The sequence below is a fragment of the Rhizobium sp. CB3171 genome, from assembly GCF_029714265.1.
GTDB lineage: Bacteria > Pseudomonadota > Alphaproteobacteria > Rhizobiales > Rhizobiaceae > Rhizobium.
In genome coordinates, this window is the sequence record NZ_CP121653.1 from 875,207 (window position 1) to 892,200 (window position 16,994).

18 protein-coding genes are annotated in these 16,994 nt (G+C 59.7%); 14 read left to right on the forward strand and 4 right to left on the reverse strand.

Going from position 1 to position 16,994, the window contains the following annotated elements; translation table 11 throughout:
• Window position 1 precedes the first annotated feature (1 nt).
• From QA648_RS23315 to ehuA, 14 genes are all read left to right on the forward strand, one after another.
• Window positions 2-571, forward strand: coding sequence for an ATP-binding protein (locus tag QA648_RS23315; RefSeq protein ID WP_260305215.1), 570 nt, complete (start codon window positions 2-4; stop codon window positions 569-571).
• Between the two features lie 9 nt (window positions 572-580).
• Window positions 581-919 (forward strand): STAS domain-containing protein, encoded by a 339-nt coding sequence (locus tag QA648_RS23320; protein ID WP_104826911.1) that lies wholly within the window; start codon window positions 581-583, stop codon window positions 917-919.
• A gap of 321 nt (window positions 920-1,240) precedes the next feature.
• A complete protein-coding gene (locus QA648_RS23325; protein ID WP_260305214.1) occupies window positions 1,241-1,945 on the forward strand; it encodes an EAL domain-containing protein in 705 nt (234 codons plus the stop codon).
• Window positions 1,946-2,234: 289 nt separating this feature from the next.
• A complete protein-coding gene (minC, locus tag QA648_RS23330; RefSeq protein ID WP_283053872.1) occupies window positions 2,235-2,972 on the forward strand; it encodes a septum site-determining protein MinC in 738 nt (245 codons plus the stop codon).
• A gap of 32 nt (window positions 2,973-3,004) precedes the next feature.
• The gene (gene minD / locus QA648_RS23335; protein ID WP_283053873.1) at window positions 3,005-3,820 is read left to right on the forward strand and encodes a septum site-determining protein MinD; all 816 of its coding nucleotides are present in this window, start codon (window positions 3,005-3,007) and stop codon (window positions 3,818-3,820) included.
• Entirely contained in the window at window positions 3,817-4,077 is a 261-nt protein-coding gene (gene minE, locus QA648_RS23340) for a cell division topological specificity factor MinE (protein ID WP_260305212.1), read from the forward strand. The genes minD and minE overlap by 4 nt, the downstream gene beginning before the upstream one ends.
• 313 nt (window positions 4,078-4,390) lie before the next feature.
• Window positions 4,391-5,374, forward strand: coding sequence for a hydroxyectoine utilization dehydratase EutB (eutB, locus tag QA648_RS23345; RefSeq protein ID WP_283053874.1), 984 nt, complete (start codon window positions 4,391-4,393; stop codon window positions 5,372-5,374).
• Complete coding sequence (eutC, locus tag QA648_RS23350; RefSeq protein WP_283053875.1) at window positions 5,374-6,390, forward strand: ectoine utilization protein EutC; 1,017 nt, start codon at window positions 5,374-5,376, stop codon at window positions 6,388-6,390. The genes eutB and eutC overlap by 1 nt, the downstream gene beginning before the upstream one ends.
• Window positions 6,387-7,565 (forward strand): ectoine hydrolase DoeA, encoded by a 1,179-nt coding sequence (doeA, locus tag QA648_RS23355; RefSeq protein WP_283053876.1) that lies wholly within the window; start codon window positions 6,387-6,389, stop codon window positions 7,563-7,565. Before eutC ends, doeA begins: the two co-directional genes overlap by 4 nt.
• 15 nt (window positions 7,566-7,580) lie before the next feature.
• Window positions 7,581-8,594, forward strand: a complete 1,014-nt coding sequence (doeB, locus tag QA648_RS23360; RefSeq protein WP_283054256.1) for a N(2)-acetyl-L-2,4-diaminobutanoate deacetylase DoeB — start codon at window positions 7,581-7,583, stop codon at window positions 8,592-8,594.
• A 104-nt stretch (window positions 8,595-8,698) separates the two neighbouring features.
• Entirely contained in the window at window positions 8,699-9,559 is an 861-nt protein-coding gene (ehuB, locus tag QA648_RS23365) for an ectoine/hydroxyectoine ABC transporter substrate-binding protein EhuB (RefSeq protein ID WP_260305208.1), read from the forward strand.
• Between the two features lie 91 nt (window positions 9,560-9,650).
• Complete coding sequence (gene ehuC / locus QA648_RS23370) at window positions 9,651-10,316, forward strand: ectoine/hydroxyectoine ABC transporter permease subunit EhuC (protein ID WP_283053877.1); 666 nt, start codon at window positions 9,651-9,653, stop codon at window positions 10,314-10,316.
• Window positions 10,313-11,005 carry an ectoine/hydroxyectoine ABC transporter permease subunit EhuD gene (ehuD, locus tag QA648_RS23375; protein WP_283053878.1) on the forward strand — a complete coding sequence of 231 codons (693 nt, stop codon included), beginning with the start codon at window positions 10,313-10,315 and terminating at the stop codon, window positions 11,003-11,005. Before ehuC ends, ehuD begins: the two co-directional genes overlap by 4 nt.
• Window positions 11,002-11,766 (forward strand): ectoine/hydroxyectoine ABC transporter ATP-binding protein EhuA, encoded by a 765-nt coding sequence (gene ehuA / locus QA648_RS23380; protein WP_260305206.1) that lies wholly within the window; start codon window positions 11,002-11,004, stop codon window positions 11,764-11,766. The genes ehuD and ehuA overlap by 4 nt, the downstream gene beginning before the upstream one ends.
• A gap of 16 nt (window positions 11,767-11,782) precedes the next feature.
• Here ehuA and QA648_RS23385 read toward each other — a convergent pair whose 3' ends face one another.
• The 4 genes from QA648_RS23385 to QA648_RS23400 form a co-directional block, all read right to left on the reverse strand.
• Window positions 11,783-13,213 carry a PLP-dependent aminotransferase family protein gene (locus QA648_RS23385; protein ID WP_283053879.1) on the reverse strand — a complete coding sequence of 477 codons (1,431 nt, stop codon included), beginning with the start codon at window positions 13,211-13,213 and terminating at the stop codon, window positions 11,783-11,785.
• A gap of 145 nt (window positions 13,214-13,358) precedes the next feature.
• Window positions 13,359-14,738: an aspartate aminotransferase family protein gene (locus QA648_RS23390; protein WP_283053880.1), complete on the reverse strand. Its 1,380-nt coding sequence runs from the start codon at window positions 14,736-14,738 to the stop codon at window positions 13,359-13,361.
• A 34-nt stretch (window positions 14,739-14,772) separates the two neighbouring features.
• Window positions 14,773-16,269, reverse strand: a complete 1,497-nt coding sequence (locus QA648_RS23395; protein ID WP_283053881.1) for an NAD-dependent succinate-semialdehyde dehydrogenase — start codon at window positions 16,267-16,269, stop codon at window positions 14,773-14,775.
• 121 nt (window positions 16,270-16,390) lie between these two features.
• Window positions 16,391-16,885: an Lrp/AsnC family transcriptional regulator gene (locus QA648_RS23400; RefSeq protein WP_283053882.1), complete on the reverse strand. Its 495-nt coding sequence runs from the start codon at window positions 16,883-16,885 to the stop codon at window positions 16,391-16,393.
• Window positions 16,886-16,994 lie beyond the last annotated feature (109 nt).

The following is a 16,994-nucleotide window of genomic DNA, read 5'->3' on the forward strand; positions in this document are numbered from 1 at the left end:
CATGGCGACCGTCGTCTTTGGGCTCGCAGATCTTGTAGCAAACAGCAGTGCAGACAGCGCTACTTTCCTCCGATTGCTTGACGGACCGCTCGCTTTAAGCTGGTCCCATTGTTCCATGACATCCGATTTTATCGCTGAAATAACGGCTTTGCGTTACAAGAGGTTACGTCAGGTCTATCATCAGGTTCGCCATGACATCGGTTACGTCGCCAACGAACTTATTGAAAATGCCGTGAAGTTTCGTGTATCCGGTGAAATTGGCATTGCGGCTTCGATAGAAGGAGAGCGGTTTCGCATGAGGGTTTCGAATTTTATCGACAACGAAAATGCTGCGCGTTTTCAGCATCTGCTTGCCCAGATAACCAATGATGACCCCGCGGACCTCCTTATTCGGCAAATCGAGAAGAACGCGGCGTCGACTTTCGGCAGCGAGTCGGGCCTTGGCCTGCTGACGCTGATGAGTGACTATGAGACTGACTTGGCGTGGACTTTTGATGCGAATCGGCCCAACGGTCCGACTCATCTGGAGACATATGCCTCCTTACCGATCCCTTCCGTCCAGAATGGCTGAGTTTTGACCATGGAAATCAGAGGAGAGGCATTTCGCGTTTGGACTGAAGGACATGTCGTGTTCTTTGACGGTTCCATGCGTCTGGCCGGATCGGATGCCTATGCTCCGATCTTCCAGTTGGCGACCGATTTGCTCGAGAAAAACCCTGAGCGGCTGACGCTCGATCTGACAGGCCTTCAGTTTCTGAATTCGTCGGGCATAAACTTGCTTGCGAAACTGACGATAGAGGCCCGCAAACGTGCCGACGTGCAGATGACGGTGCGCGGTTCCAAACAGATTTCGTGGCAGCTCAAATCATTGCCGAATTTGAAGAAGCTCTATCGCGAGCTCGATCTCCGACTCAGCTAGTTACGCAATGCTGGCGGCCTCTGATTCTGTCTTGGAAGGCCGAATCGTGTAAGCTTTAGGTGACCGATTGCCTGTGGACAAGGAACACGGGCCGCCTTTCGACGCAAAAGAAAGGTTGCATAAAAGCTCGCAGTGATTGAGGATTTGACACCATTAGTCGTCCCGATGTACTTATAAGTTACTAACATACGAAATTCAAATAACCCGACGACGCCGTTCGGTTGTAGGTTTCCGTGTAAGGACGTACGCGCCAACGATTTGGCGGCCTGCCACAGTCGAAAACAATGACTGGGAATAGCATCGCTGGAGGTATTCCTCACTATGTCCAAGGCTGTTTCCGATCGCGGACTGAGTTTCGCCGCACAGAAGGTCAGCCAAATCGATATTCCGGAAAAGGTGCTCTATTGGGAGTGCTTTGCCCGGATTGCGGATGCCCGTGGCGTTGTCCATCGTGCTGCATCCTTTGCGCCCTATTTGGAATCCTCCCTCGCGTCCTTCGATCTTGATGCGCGCATGCTGGACTTGATTCTGGCGAGCTTGGCTCGGGATCCAAATCTCGTACTCGGATGCAACATTTCCGCCGCCAATTTGGCTGTCACAGATCACTGGAAACAGATGCTCCGGCAAATCGAGCGCCATTCGGAACTCGCTCCGCGGCTTGTGCTGGAGATCACGGAAACCTACCCACTGGTGGGTGAGGGCGTCGAGAGGCTGGCAGCCGTGCGCACGCTTGGCTGCCGGGTGGCCATCGATAATTTTGGAGCGGGTATGGCCACGCCCGCGCGACTGCTGACGGTCCCGGCCGATATAATCAAGATCGACGCTTCGCTGGTGCGGAACGTGCGGACCTCAGAAAAGGGACAGAGCAGCCTGCAATATCTGGTCGGATTTGCATCTTGCGTCGCCCCGATCATCGTTGCCGAAGGCATCGAAAAGAACGAGCACCTGGATGCCGCTCGCGCATCAGGCGCGACTCATGTGCAGGGTTTTTTGTTCGGAAAACCAGCCGCGCTACCAAATCATTGAACTGAGTCGGAAGACGATTTGCTCACGCTTTCGCACCAAGCGGCCAATTGGCCTCTTTCGGCGCTCCGGTATCGACGACCCCAATAATAGAAGCGATGAGTTCTCGTGGCCGCTTTAAATTTTGGTGCCTTCATTAACGCAGGCCTGATCGGCGGTCATGGTTGTAAGTAGCTGAAATTTAACAATAAAATCTGCAGCAGGGCGATGCAATGCTGGGCGCCATCCTGATTGCGTTAACCATTTGTTAACCATAGCGGCGGTACACAGGGTCAACGAAATATTTACACAGATGACCAAAGTGCTAACAGACGCTCGCTCGATCCGCATCAAAGGCCGTTCCTTCCTGGCGGTCATGCTTTCCCCGGATCTTCCCATCGATGATTGGTTGATCAGGCTGGATGATCTCGCCGCACGTTCGGCGGGCTTCTTTTTGGGACGCCCGGTCGTGCTCGACCTCACGGATCTGTCGATCGACCGATCGGGGTTGAAGGACCTGATCGGGGAACTTGCCCGACGCAATGTCAGCATTATGGGTATCGAGGGTGCGCGCCCTTCTATCCTGGGGCCGGGTATGCCTCCCGCGCTCAAAGGGGGTCGGCCGGTTTCCGATATCGAGGTGCCTGTAAACGAGGTTCCGGTGCAGGAGCCAGTCGTCGAGGTGCGCAGCAGACCGACGGCTCCCGAGGCCCGGCCAGCCACGCAGTCCATCGTCATCAGGGAACCGGTGCGTTCGGGTCAATCGGTGATCTTCCCCGAAGGGGATGTCACGGTTATCGGATCGGTTTCTTCGGGTGCGGAAATCATCGCGGGCGGGTCGGTGCACATCTACGGCAGCTTGCGCGGCCGAGCCATGGCGGGTTCGATCGGAAACGCATCGGCGCGCATCTTCTGCCGCAAGCTTGAGGCGGAACTGGTCGCGATCGACGGTATTTACAAGATGGCAGAAGACATGGCCCCCAACCTTCGCGGACAGGCTGTTCAGCTCTGGCTCGAAGGCGATGCGATCATGGCAGAGAAACTTATCTGAGCCGGCAGCCGGCCACGACAGAGGAGAGCAAGATGGGGAAAGTCATCGTAGTCACGTCAGGCAAGGGCGGGGTTGGCAAGACGACCTCGACCGCCGCGCTTGGAGCGGCTCTGGCGCAGAGAAATGATAAGGTCGTTGTCGTCGATTTTGACGTCGGGCTGCGGAATCTTGACCTCGTCATGGGGGCGGAGCGAAGGGTCGTCTACGATCTGATCAATGTCATACATGGCGACGCCAAGCTCCCCCAGGCGCTGATCCGCGACAAGAGGCTGGATACGCTGTTCCTGCTGCCGGCCTCGCAAACCCGGGACAAAGACAACCTGACTGCCGAGGGTGTCGAGCGCGTCATCAACGATTTGAAGCAACACTTCGATTGGATCATCTGCGACAGCCCCGCAGGGATCGAACGCGGCGCTACTCTGGCCATGCGCCATGCGGATACGGCGGTGGTCGTCACCAATCCGGAAGTCTCGTCGGTGCGCGATTCGGACCGCATCATCGGCTTGCTGGATGCCAAGACGGCTAAGGCTGAGCGCGGCGAGAGGATCGAGAAGCACCTGCTCCTGACCCGCTATGACGCCAACCGCGCAGAGCGTGGCGACATGCTCAAGGTCGACGATGTTCTGGAGATCCTTTCCATTCCGCTCCTCGGCATTGTTCCGGAAAGCATGGATGTCCTGCGCGCCTCCAACATCGGCGCCCCTGTCACGCTGGCCGATAGCCGCAGCGCACCTGCCATGGCTTACTTCGATGCCGCTCGCCGGCTCACCGGCGAAATTCTGCCGATCACGATTCCCGGCGAGAAGCGGAACATTTTCGGCAAGATATTCGGACGGAGGGCGGCATGAACATTTTTCGTCTTTTCGGCAAACAAAGAACCGCACCGGCGGCGCGAGAACGCCTGCAGGTGCTTCTCGCCCACGAACGCTCGTCGGCGGGCTCGGACTTGGTATCGCTGCTCAGGGAGGAAATCCTCGCCGTGATAGCAAAGCATGTGCAGCTCGACGGCGATAAGGTGCAAGTCAAGATGGATTGCGACGAACACGTCTCGACGTTGGAAATCGACGTTGAAATCCCGCTGCATGCCGTTGTTCAGGCTGCGTGAAGGGCACGCTTCGATAAATCCACCTGACAGCAGGCTTTGATCGGGCAGGTTAGACTCACCGGTCGTGCTTAGGGCGGAGAAGCCCAGTCTGGAACGCGGATAAGATAACCATATCCGCGTTCCCAAATTGAGAGATTTTGGCCACGTGCGCCCAGAACGGGCGCATATGCCAATGCATAATTGTAATGAAACAATAATAAGATTGACATGGTCTTTTGTCTCTTTCACGCTGATGTCGTGAACATTGGTGGCGAAAGAGATATGAAATCGTGCTGACGTCAATCATGGCATTTTCAGTGCGACGAACCGCGCGATGACCGCGATGGTGACGTTGCCCGATATCGAAGAGGCACGGCGACGCATTGTCGGACAGGTCGTCCGTACGCCGTTGATGCGCTCGCAGGCGCTCTCCCGCCAATCCGGCGCACCCGTATTTCTCAAACTGGAAAATCAACAGACGACCGGCAGCTTCAAGCTTCGCGGAGCGACGAATGCGATCCTGTGTCTCAGCGAGGAGGCACGTTCGCGCGGGTTGGCAACGGCGTCCACGGGCAATCATGGCAGAGCAGTTGCGCACGCCGCCGCAGCATTGGGTGCGCGGGCGATCGTTTGCCTGTCGGCGCTCGTTCCCGCCAATAAAGTTGAGGCGATCCGCAGCCTTGGAGCCGAGGTCCGCATCGTTGGCCAATCCCAGGATGATGCCATGCGCGAGGTCGAGCGCCTGGTGAGGGAAGAGGGCATGAGCTTCGTGCCGCCCTTCGATGATGCCAACGTGATAGCCGGCCAGGGAACCATCGGGCTCGAGCTCGCGGATGCCCTGCAGGATGTGGCGCTTGTCCTCGTGCCCCTGTCAGGCGGTGGATTGGCGTCGGGCGTTGCGGCTGCCATCAAGGCCAAGCGGCCGCAGGCCAGGGTCATCGGCATATCGATGGAGCGGGGAGCGGCGATGGTGGCGAGCCTTGCCGTCGGTGCGCCGCTTGAAGTCCAGGAGGTCGAAACCCTGGCGGATTCGCTTGGCGGCGGCATCGGACTCGACAATCGCCTGACGTTTGCCATGTGTCGCGACCTTCTCGACGATGTGATCCTGCTCAGCGAAGACGAGATAGCGGCCGGTATCCGCCATGCGGCAGCGGCCGAAGGCGAAATCGTCGAAGGCGCGGGTGCGGTCGGTATCGCGGCGCTGCTTGCCGGCAAGATCAGATTGAATAGCCCAACAGCGATTGTCATCTCCGGCGGCAACATCGATCCGGTGGTCCATCGCCAAATCGTCAACGGCATCAAATCAGGGGTGGGGTGATGGCGCGCGTGCTTGTGCTGACGGAAAGTGATTTGCGCAAAATCGTTCAGCTTGACGCAGATACGGTCGACTGCGTCGAACAAGCCTTCGCGGCCTTGGCGACCAAGGCAGTGGAAATGCCGCCGATCATGCGGCTGGATATCCCTGCCCATCGTGGTGAAGTTGATGTCAAGACGGCCTATGTGCCTGATGTCGATAGCTTCGCGATCAAGGTAAGCCCTGGCTTTTTCAATAATCCCTCGCTTGGCCTGCCCAGTACCAACGGGCTGATGATGCTGCTGTCGGCGCATACCGGATTGGTCGAAGCGCTGCTGCTCGACAACGGCTATCTGACCGATGTGCGCACGGCCGCCGCGGGCGCCGTTGCCGCAAAACATTTTGCCCGCCCTGATGCCCGGGTCGCGGCAATCCTTGGCGCCGGCATGCAGGCACGCTTGCAGCTTCGCGCATTGACTTTGGTACGGCCGATCGAAGCTGCCCGTATCTGGGCACGCGACGCGGAAAAGGCCAAACGGCTCGCAGATGAGCTCACAGCCGAACTCGGTTTTCCGGTTTCAGCCGAGGCTGACGCCAAGCAGGCCTGCAGCGGCGCCGACATCATCGTCACCACCACGCCGTCTAACAAACCAATCCTCGACGCCTCCTGGCTGGAGCCCGGCCAGCACGTCACAGCCATGGGTTCGGATGCCGAGCATAAGAACGAGATCGATCCAACGGCGATCCTGCGGGCCGCTCCCTATGTCGCCGATAGCCTGAAGCAGACCCGCCGGCTCGGCGAACTGCATCATGCCATCGCAGCAGGTCTTGTGAGAGCAGACGCGGCCTTTCCTGAACTGGGCGCCATCATTTGCGGCCAAGCCGCCGGCCGTCGGTCACGCGAGGCAATCACGCTCTGCGATTTGACCGGCACCGGCGTGCAGGACACGGCCATTGCCACGCTTGCCCATGGTCGCGCCGTCGCTGCCGGTGCGGGACAAGCAATTGAAACGACAAAAGCATCAGGAGATCCAGCGTGAGCGAACCGACCCTCAATTTCACCCGCTCCGAATATGCCGATCGGCTTGCCAAGACGCGGCGAGCCATGGAGAAGGCCGGTATCGATCTCATCATCGTGACCGATCCGTCCAACATGTATTGGCTGACGGGCTATGACGGCTGGTCCTTCTATGTGCATCAATGCGTGCTGGTGCCCGGCTCCGGCGAGCCGATCTGGTATGGCCGAGGCCAGGATGCCAACGGCGCCAAGCGCACGGCCTATCTCAGCCACGACAACATCATCGGCTATCCCGATCATTATGTGCAGTCGACCGAACGCCATCCGATGGATCTCCTGTCACAGATCATCGAGGAACGCGGCTGGGCCAAAGCCTCGATCGCGGTCGAAATGGACAATTACTGGTTCACCGCTGCGGCCTATGCCTCCTTGGTCAAGCACCTGCCGAATGCCCGCTTCAAGGATGCTCAGGGGCTCGTCAACTGGCAGCGCGCCGTCAAAAGCCCGACCGAGCTCGACTATATGCGCAAGGCTGGCCGCATCGTCGCGGCCATGCATAAGCGGATCGTCGAGAAAGTCGAGCCCGGAATCCGCAAATCCGATCTCGTCGCCGAAATCTATGATGCCGGTATCCGTGGCGTCGATGGCTTTGGTGGCGACTATGCTGCAATCGTGCCGTTGTTGCCATCGGGCGCTGACGCGTCGGCTCCGCATCTGACTTGGGACGATAAGCCGATGAAGAGCGGCGAGGGGACGTTTTTCGAGATTGCAGGGTGCTATCGCCGCTATCACTGTCCGCTGTCGCGAACCGTCTTCCTCGGCAAGCCGACCCAGGCCTTTCTGGATGCCGAGAAGGCAACGCTCGAAGGCATGGAGGCGGGCCTTGCCGCGGCCAAGCCTGGCAACGCCTGCGAAGACATCGCCAACGCTTTCTTCGCGGTGCTGAAGAAATACGGGATCGTCAAGGACAACCGCACCGGTTATCCGATCGGCCTGTCCTATCCGCCGGATTGGGGCGAGCGCACCATGAGCCTGCGCCCTGGCGATCGCACGGAGCTGCAGCCCGGCATGACCTTCCATTTCATGACGGGGCTGTGGCTGGAAGACATGGGCATGGAGATCACGGAAAGCATCGTGATCACCGAGAGCGGTGTCGAATGCCTGTCCAACGTACCCCGCAAACTCGTCGTGAAGTGATCGGCCGGCATGAACATGATGACAATGATCACACGCCCATCACCCATAACGCCGACCGTCGATTTCGATCGGGATGGCGTCCAACATGGTCACCTGCGCCTGCCCTGGTCGCGTGACGATTCCGCCTGGGGTTCGATCATGATCCCGGTCTGCGCCGTCAAAAACGGCGATGGTCCGACGGCGCTTTTGACCGGTGCCAATCACGGCGATGAATATGAGGGGCCTGTCGCACTTTTCGATCTCGCCCGCACATTAAAGGTGGAAGAGGTCAAGGGGAGGGTCATTATCGTCCCGGCGATGAACTATCCGGCGTTTCAGGCCGGTACCCGCACGTCTCCGATCGACAAGGGCAATCTCAATCGTAGTTTTCCCGGTCGGCCCGACGGCAGCGTGACGGAAAAGATCGCTGATTATTTCACCCGTTACCTGCTGCCGTTGGCAGACATCGTGCTCGACTTCCATTCCGGTGGCCGAACACTCGATTTCCTGCCCTATGCGGCCGCCCATGCGCTGCCGGACAAACGGCAGGAAAAGGCCTGCTTCGATGCGGTCGCCGGGTTTTCCGCGCCCTATTCCATGCGGATGATCGAGATCGATGCAGTCGGCATGTACGACACGACCGCCGAGGAGATGGGCAAGGTCTTTGTGACGACCGAGCTTTCGGGTGGTGGAACCATATCAGCACGCACGGCTTCCATTGCCAAGCGCGGCGTTCTGAACGTCTTGAAGCAAGCCGGTATCGTTGCCGGCGCGCCGGAGACGGGAACAACGCAGTGGCTCGACATGCCGTCCGCCGATTGCTTCGTCTTTGCCGAAGCGGACGGCCTTTTCGAACCCGTGAAGGATCTTGGCCACATGGTTGCGGCCGGAGAGATCATCGCCCGGGTGCATCCGGTCGGCCGCACCGGATCAATACCCTTTGACTATCGGGCGGCGCTGGACGGCGTTCTTGCCGCACGTCATTTCCCCGGCCTCATCAACACTGGGGATTGCCTCGCCGTCGTCGCGGCCTTGACGGAGGCCCCCTGAATTGCCGCGCCGCGATAGCGCGGCGCGGATCACCACCCCGCTAACGGCAAAGATCCGGAAAACCGGACAGCCGATGACGGTATCCAACCACAGAGGAGTGAACCATGAGATCGAATTTTTACCGCAGCCTTGCCGCCATGGGTCTGACCCTCGGCCTGGCCGCTTCCGCCCATGCCGCCAGCCTCGAACAGGTCAAGAAAGACGGCTATATCCGCGGCGCCAGCGCCAATGAGGTTCCCTACAGCTATATGGACGAGAGCGGGGCGGCCAAGGGCATCGGTCCTGATGTTGCTGCTGCCGTCCTGAAGTCGATGGGCGTGAAGGAGGTCGACTGGACCGTGACGCCGTTCGGATCGCTGATCCCCGGCCTGAAGGCCAAGCGCTTCGATTTCGTCGCCGCCGAGCAGAACATCCTCCCGGAGCGTTGCAAGCAGGTGCAGTTCACCACGCCGAACTCGAGCTACGGCGAAGGCCTGCTGGTGCCGAAGGGCAATCCGAAGAAGCTGCATTCCTATGAGGACATCAAGAAGGATCCGTCCCTCAAGGTCGCGATCGTCTCGGGCGCCGATCAGCTCGATTTCTTCCATGGCCTCGGCATTCCGGAGTCCCAGATCGTCATGATCCAGGCCAATGCCGATGCGCTCTCGACCATCCAGACCGGCCGTGCCGATGCCTATGCCGCAACGGAGCTGACGGTCGCCAAGCTGGTTCAAGGCGGGGGCTCGAATGTTGAGCAGGCGGCCCCCTTCACCGATCCGGTCATCGAGGGCAAGTCGGTTAGAAGCTATGGCGGCTTCGATTTCCGGTCTGAAGATAAGGATCTCTACAAGGCGTTCAATACCGCACTCATCGCCTTCAAGAAGACCGATGACTACAAGAAGATCCTGATGTCCTACGGACTTAGCGCCGAAAGCGTCGAGGCCGCGCGAACCAAAAACACGGAAGACCTGTGCGCGGGCAAATGAGGCTGGCAATATCCATCGGCTTGGTCTTTGCCCATCGGCGACGGCCTAGCCGACCAGCCCCTTGCATCTTGCGGACGGAGGTGACCCGGACATGAGCTGGACGCATTATCTTCCAGCACTGCTGAAGGGCGCAGAGGTGACGGCGATCATCGGCGTCACCTCGATGCTGCTCGGCGCAATCTTTGCTTTCGCGGCCGGCCTTGCGCGGTTCGCCGGCGGCCGGCTGCTTTCCTGGATTGCGCTGGTTTACATAGAAATATTCCGGGGCACATCGCTCCTGGTGCAGCTCTTCTGGCTCTATTATGCGCTGCCGCTGATCGGGATCTCCTTCGATCCTATCACGACGGGCATCGTCGGCCTGGCGCTGAACATCGGTGCCTATGGCGCCGAGGTGGTGCGCGGTGCGCTGCGGTCGGTTCCCGATACCCAGCACGAGGCGGCGCGCGCCCTGAACTTCGGGCACGGGCAGACGCTCTTCCATATCGTCCTGCCGCAGGCGGTGGTGGAGATGATACCGCCATTCGGCAATCTCGCCGTCCAGAACCTGAAGGATACGGCGCTAGTGTCGCTGATTTCGATCAGCGACCTGACCTTCCAGGCGCAGCAACTGCGCAACATCACCTTGGACAGCGTCAGGATCTATTCGCTGACGCTTATCGGATATTTCATTATGGCGCTCATTCTCGTCGTCTTCATGCGCTGGCTTGAGACGATCCTTCGCCGGGGCGCTGCCTTTCCTGGGAGGGCGCCGGCATGATGTATGGCTTTACCTGGGATACGTCCTCGACGCTCTCCTTCGCGCTGTCGATCCTGCCGATCCTCGGCATCGGATTGATCGTGACGCTGGAGGCGGCGGCGGCCGGATTTGCGATCGCCCTGGTCCTCGGCCTGGTCTTCGCGCTGTTGCGGCGCAGCCGTTTCGCGGCGATCTCGTGGCCGACAGCGTTCGTCATCGAATTTTTGCGCGATACGCCGCTGCTTGTGCAGCTCTTCTTCCTCTATTACGTCTTGCCGATCTACGGGATCGTCCTGCCGGCCTTTCTTACGGGCGCGCTGGCGCTCGGCCTGCAATATTCGGCCTATACGTCGGAGGTCTATCGCGGTGGCCTGGACGCCGTGCCGCGCGGCCAATGGGAGGCGGCGACGGCGCTTAATCTGGGGCGCGGCCTAACCTACAGGGATATTATCATTCCGCAAGCAATCCCCCGCATCATCCCCGCCATGGGCAATTATCTTGTCTCCATGCTCAAGGAGACGCCGGTTCTGTCCGTCGTCACCGTGGTCGACATGCTGAACCTCGCCAACCTCATCGGCGATCGGACCTTCGAATATCTGGTGCCGCTGTCGCTCGTCGGCCTGATCTTTCTCATCCTCACGCTCGTCTGCTCTGCGGCTATTCATTGGCTCGAGAAGACGCTGCCGAAAAACGGAATTGCTCTGAGATGACCGAACCCCTGATCTGCTTTCACAACGTCACCAAGCGCTACGGCGATTTTACCGTGCTCGATAACTTCTGTTTCGACGTCGCACCCGGCGAAAAGGTAACGTTGATCGGACCGTCCGGCTCGGGCAAATCGACGGTTCTGCGCATCCTCATGACGCTCGAACCCTTCCAGGAGGGCACATTGCACCTGGCCGGAATGTCCTACCACGAGGACAACGGCCGCGGACGGTTCCGTGCCAGCGAAGCGCATCTGCGCCAGATCCGCACCCATGTCGGCATGGTGTTCCAGAGCTTCAATCTGTTTCCGCACATGACCGTGCTGCGCAATATCGTCGAAGCGCCGACGCGCGTGCTGGGACTTGGACGAGCCGAAGCGGAGGCTCGCGCCATCGAGCTTTTGCGCATGGTCGGTCTTTCCGAGAAGAAGGATCACTATCCGAGCCAGCTTTCCGGCGGCCAGCAGCAGCGCGTCGCCATAGCCCGGGCGCTCGCCATGCGCCCGCGGGTCCTGCTGTTCGACGAGCCGACCTCCGCGCTTGATCCGCAGCTCGTCGGCGAAGTGCTTGGCGTCATCCGCGATCTCGCGCATGAGCACGATTTGACCATGCTGCTTGTGACCCACGAAATGCGGTTCGCAAGAGAGGTATCCGATCGTGTCTGCTTCTTCGACAAGGGCCGCATCTGCGAAGAAGGCAAGCCCGAACAGATATTCAGCACTCCGAAGGAAGACCGCACCAAGGAGTTTCTGCATTCCGTCCTGTGACTGAGAAACCGCTGGTTTATGCGATCGATCCCACATCGAAAATCGGCGGCAGTTGCTCGAAGGCACCGCGGACCGTTTCAAGCGCAGAGCGAAGCGCCGAGTGTGACAAGCGACCCCCAAGACAGATGCGAATTCCGCCGACCGGCCGTTCTCCGCCAGCGACAAATGGATCGGATGGCGTGACCGCAACACCCTTGCGGGCGAGAACGCGAACAAGTCCTTCCTCCGTCCATCGCTCAGGAACCGACAACCATGCGCATAGGGAGAGAGGATGGCTGCCGGCGACGAAGGGACCCAGCACGTCCGATACGATCGCTTGTCTCGCCTGGGCCTCGCTTCTCTGAACTGCGACCAGCGCGTCGGCGGTACCATCCAGTACCCAGCGCGATGCCATCTCCGCGACGACATTGGTGGCGCTCCATCCCGTGACGCGCAGGATCGATGCAACACGGATGGAGTAGTGCGCCGGAACGACGAGATAGCCGATGCGCAAGCCCGTCATCACCGATTTCGTAAAGCTCGTGACGAAGAAGCCAAGCTCGGGCAGCAGGTCCGGCATGGAGGGAAGGGGATCGCGCAGCATCGGCTTGTAGACTTCGTCCTCGATGACGAAAACACCGTGCCGGCGCGCAATGTTGGCAATGGCATGACGACGCTCCGCACCCATCACATGGCTCGTGGGGTTGTTCAGCGAGGGAACGATGACCAGGGCCGATACATCGCCGACTGCGCAGGCGGCTTCGAAGGCTCCCGGTAAGATGCCTTCACGATCGGTCGGAAGACCGCGCAGCGTAAAGCCCAGCACGTTGGCAAGACCGATAATGCCGTGATCCGTCAGGTTCTCGGTCAGGACGACCTCGCCGGGCCGCACCACCGAGGCCACGGCCAGGAAAAGACCATGAGCGGCGCCGTTGGTGATCAGGATGCGCTCGGGATCGGCATCGACGGACAGGCGCGCCAGCCAGGTCTGCGCCGCGGTACGATGGGCATCCAAGCCGGCGATCGGCCGGCACGGGCGCATGAAACTGCTGTTGTCGCTTCCGGCCAACGCCTGCATCAGCTCGCGCGCCGATCGCTCATGCGCTTCGGTATAGACGGCGCGGATGATGGAAAGGTCGGCGCTGCCGCTCGGGTCGCGGTCGAGCATGAAGCTGTCGGCACGCTCGGTGATGCGGCTGCGCACGAAAGTTCCGCGACCCACTTCGCCGCGCAGATAGCCGCGCCGCTCGGCCTCCTTGTAGCTGATGCTCACGGTCTGCACCGAAATCCCCAGCGCATGGGCGAGATCGCGATGTGTCGGCATCCGCGTATGAACCGGCAGGATGCCTTCATCGATATCGGAAATGATCTTGTCGGTGAGCAGCTTGTGTTTGGTCACGCCCTTGCGGTGCTGAAGGACGGGCTTCCAGACATCGTTGCGCTGGCCTTTTGAATCATGACGAAGCATGGATTGATCCGGTACAATTGCTGGATATCCATGTACACCATTCAATGCGGCATGGCGATGGCCAAGCCGATAGGCTCAGTCCATTGTCAACAACGGACTGAACGATCTTCGTTTGAGCTGCCTCTATTGTCGGCCGCGCACTACGTCAGAGATTTGAAAATACGCTTCTGATCGCATCCGCCGTGGCCCTGACCACTATGTCGGCTTCGTCGCGCGTCAGGCACAAAGGCGGCGCGAAGCCGAGAATGTCTCCCTGCGGCATGGCACGGCCGATTACCCCACGCTCCAGTAGAGCTGCCGCCACCTGGGGGCCGATCTTCTTTGCGGGATCGAAGAACTTGCGATCATCCCGGTCTTCGACGAATTCGACCGCCGCCATCAGCCCATCGCCACGGACCTCGCCCACATGCTTGTGATCGCCGACCGCCTTAGCAAGTTCGGACCGGAAGTAGGCACCAGTCGAACCAGCGTTTTCGACGATGCCGAGTTCATCGATCAGTTCGAGATTGGCGATGCCGGCGGCCGCACAGATCGGGTGGGCGGAATAGGTCCAGCCATGGCCGATGGCGCCGAGCTGATCGGAACCCTGTACCAACACCTGCCACATCTTGTCGGAGACGATGCTACCGGAAAGCGGCGCATAGGCCGAGGTCAAGCCCTTGGCGATCGTGATCAGATCTGGCTTCATGCCGTAGTGGTCCGAGCCGAACATTGTCCCGAGCCGGCCGAAACCGGTCACGACCTCGTCGGCGACGAGAAGGACATCGTATTTGTCGAGCACGGCCTGGATCTTCTGCCAATAGGTCTTCGGCGGCGGAACGATGCCGCCGGTGCCGAGGATCGGTTCACCGATGAAGGCGGCGACCGTTTCCGGACCTTCGGCCAGGATCATCTCCTCCAGCTTGTCGGCACAATATTGGGCGAACTGTTCCTCATTCATCGAACGATCGGCGCGGCGGAAAAAATAGGGTACTTCGGTGTGAAGAATAGGGTCGCGCGGCAGATCGAAGGCCTTGTGGAAGAGTTCAAGACCGGTAAGGCTGCCAGTCATGACGCCTGATCCGTGGTAGCCGCGCCAGCGCGAAATGATCTTCTTCTTTTCCGGACGGCCAAGGATGTTGTTGTAGTACCAGATGAGCTTGATGTTCGTCTCGTTGGCGTCCGAGCCGGAGAGGCCGAAATAGACACGGCTCATGCCTTCCGGCGCCCGGTCGATGATCATCTTGGAAAGGGTGATCGACGCTTCTGTGCCGTGTCCGACATAGGCGTGATAATAGGCGAGGTTCTTTGCCTGTGCAGCGATGGCGTCGGCGATTTTCTGCCGGCCGTAGCCGACATTGACGCAGTAGAGACCGGCAAAGGCATCAAGGCTTTTCTTGCCGTTGATGTCGGTAATGTAGACGCCTTCGCCACCGCCGATGACGCGGGTCGGCGTTTCGCCGCGCGCATGCATTCCCATATGGGTCGAGGGATGAAAGAAGTGATCCCTGTCCCAGGCATTCAGTTCGTTCCGCTTGTCCAACATGATATTTTCCTTGTGCTGAGAGTGGGTTGGCCCGTCAGGCTGCCGTGTCAATGCAGAGATATTTGAGCTCGGTGAAAGCCTCGATGCCGTGACGCGAGCCTTCGCGGCCGAGACCGGATTGCTTCCAGCCGCCGAAGGGAACCGGTCCGCCGGTGATCTTCACGCGATTGATCGCAACCATCCCGTAATCAAGCGCCCGGCCGAGGCGCATCTGGCGCGCGCCATTTTGCGTCACGACATAGGCGACGAGGCCGTATTCGCTATCATTGGCGCGAGCGACGACTTCGGCCTCGGTATCGAATGAACTCACCGCTGCGACGGGTCCGAATGTCTCCTCATGCATGATCAGTGCGTCGGGGGATGGATCGACAAGCAGTGTCGGTTCGAAAAAGAGTGTTCCCGCCGCGTGGCGCTTTCCGCCGATGGCAAGCCTTGCGCCGCGTTTCAGCGCGTCGGCCACATGTTCCTCGACTTTCGCCACAGCGCGCTCGTGCATCAGCGGACCGATGTGGACCGCGTCCGTCAGTCCGTCACCGACCTTAAGGGCCGCTATCCGCTTGGCAAAAGCTGCGACGAAGGGCTCCATGATCGAGCGCTGCACGAAGATGCGATTGGCAGCCAGACAATCCTGGCCGGAGGTCGCAAATTTGGCATTGATGGCGATGTCCACGGCACGATCGAGATCGGCGTCGTCAAAGATGATAAGGGGCGCATGCCCGCCGAGCTCCATCACCAGGCGCTTCATGGTCGCAGCACATTGGCCGGCAATCAGTTTGCCGATGCCCGTCGAGCCGGTAAAGCTCAGTGCTCGCACCCGAGCATCCTCGCAGAGAGCTCCGACGATCGTCGCAGCATTGCCGGTGACGACGTTGAAGACGCCAGCGGGAAGGCCGGCACGCTCTCCGAGTTCGGCAAGCGCAAGCGCCGACAGCGGCGTTTCGGACGATGGATGGGCAACGACGGTACACCCGGCGGCAAGGGCTGCCGCAGCCTTGCGCGTGACCATGGCCGAGGGAAAGTTCCAGGGTGTCACGATGCCGACGACGCCCAATGCCTCCCTGCGCACGATCATTTCCGTGTCCGGCAGATGGCTGGTAACGCTTTCGGCGTTGATGCGTTTGGCTTCCTCCGCATACCATTCGATGAAGCTCGCAGCATAGTCGATCTCGCCGCGAGATTCGGCAAGCGGCTTGCCCTGTTCCAGCGTCATGATCAGCGCCAGATCGTCCTTGGCGGCGAGCATCAGCTCATACCACCGGTGCAGGATCGATGCGCGCTGCTGCGGCAGGAGCGAGCGCCAGGCTGAGAAGGCATTCGCCGCGGCATCGATCGCCTCGAATGTCTCATCCCTCCCGAGACTGGAGACCCAGGCGAGCGTAGTGCCGGTGGCGGGATCGGCGACGTTGAAGCTCGCGCCGGTCTTGCCGGCGACCCAGCGGCCGCCGATATAGGAAAGATCCCGCAGCAGATGCCGGTCGTTCAGTCGTGACAGGGCTTCATGATAGGCGGGACGGGCGCGCACTGCGGTCATCGGCAAACCTCTCTTTTTCTGGTACCGCAATGGTCTCACGGAACGTCGCGAGACATTGTCCATTGGTCGCCGCAGAAAGAGAGAAAGGGGCCAAAGAGAAGGGCAGCCGTAGAGAGATTCTCTATTCGTCGTCGTGAAGTTCGGCGGAAAGGAGATCGGCGATCGGAAGCACGGTCTCCTCCTTCACGGTCTTTGTCACGATATAGGTAAAATAGCGCTCGATGCCGAGATCGCGATCCAAAAGGCCATCGATCAGGCGCTGATAGGCATCAATATTGGGCGTCATGATCTTCAGAATGTAATCAACGCCGCCGCCGACGGACCAGCAGGCGACGATTTCGGGGATGGAGGAGATTGCTCGTTCGAAGCGCTCGAAGTCGCTCTGACGATGGTTGGCGAGAGTGAGTTCGACCATAACGCTTGCAACCGGCGCGAGCCGACGCGGTGCCAGATGGGCATGATAGCCGGTAATGATCCCGGCCTTCTCGAGCTTGCGCAGACGAAGCCAGCATGGCGTCGGCGAAAGTCCTACCTTTTCGGCGAGCGCGAGCTTGGTGATGCGGCCATCGCGTTGAATGGCATCCAAAATGCGCAAATCGATTGCATCGAGTTTCATTTGGAAAACTGCATGTGAATTAGCTGACTGTTCGACCAATGACATTCGAAGCCGGGGCTGACAAGCGCATATCGGGGATTGGGCTTTCGGGGGAGTTGCAGCAACAGAA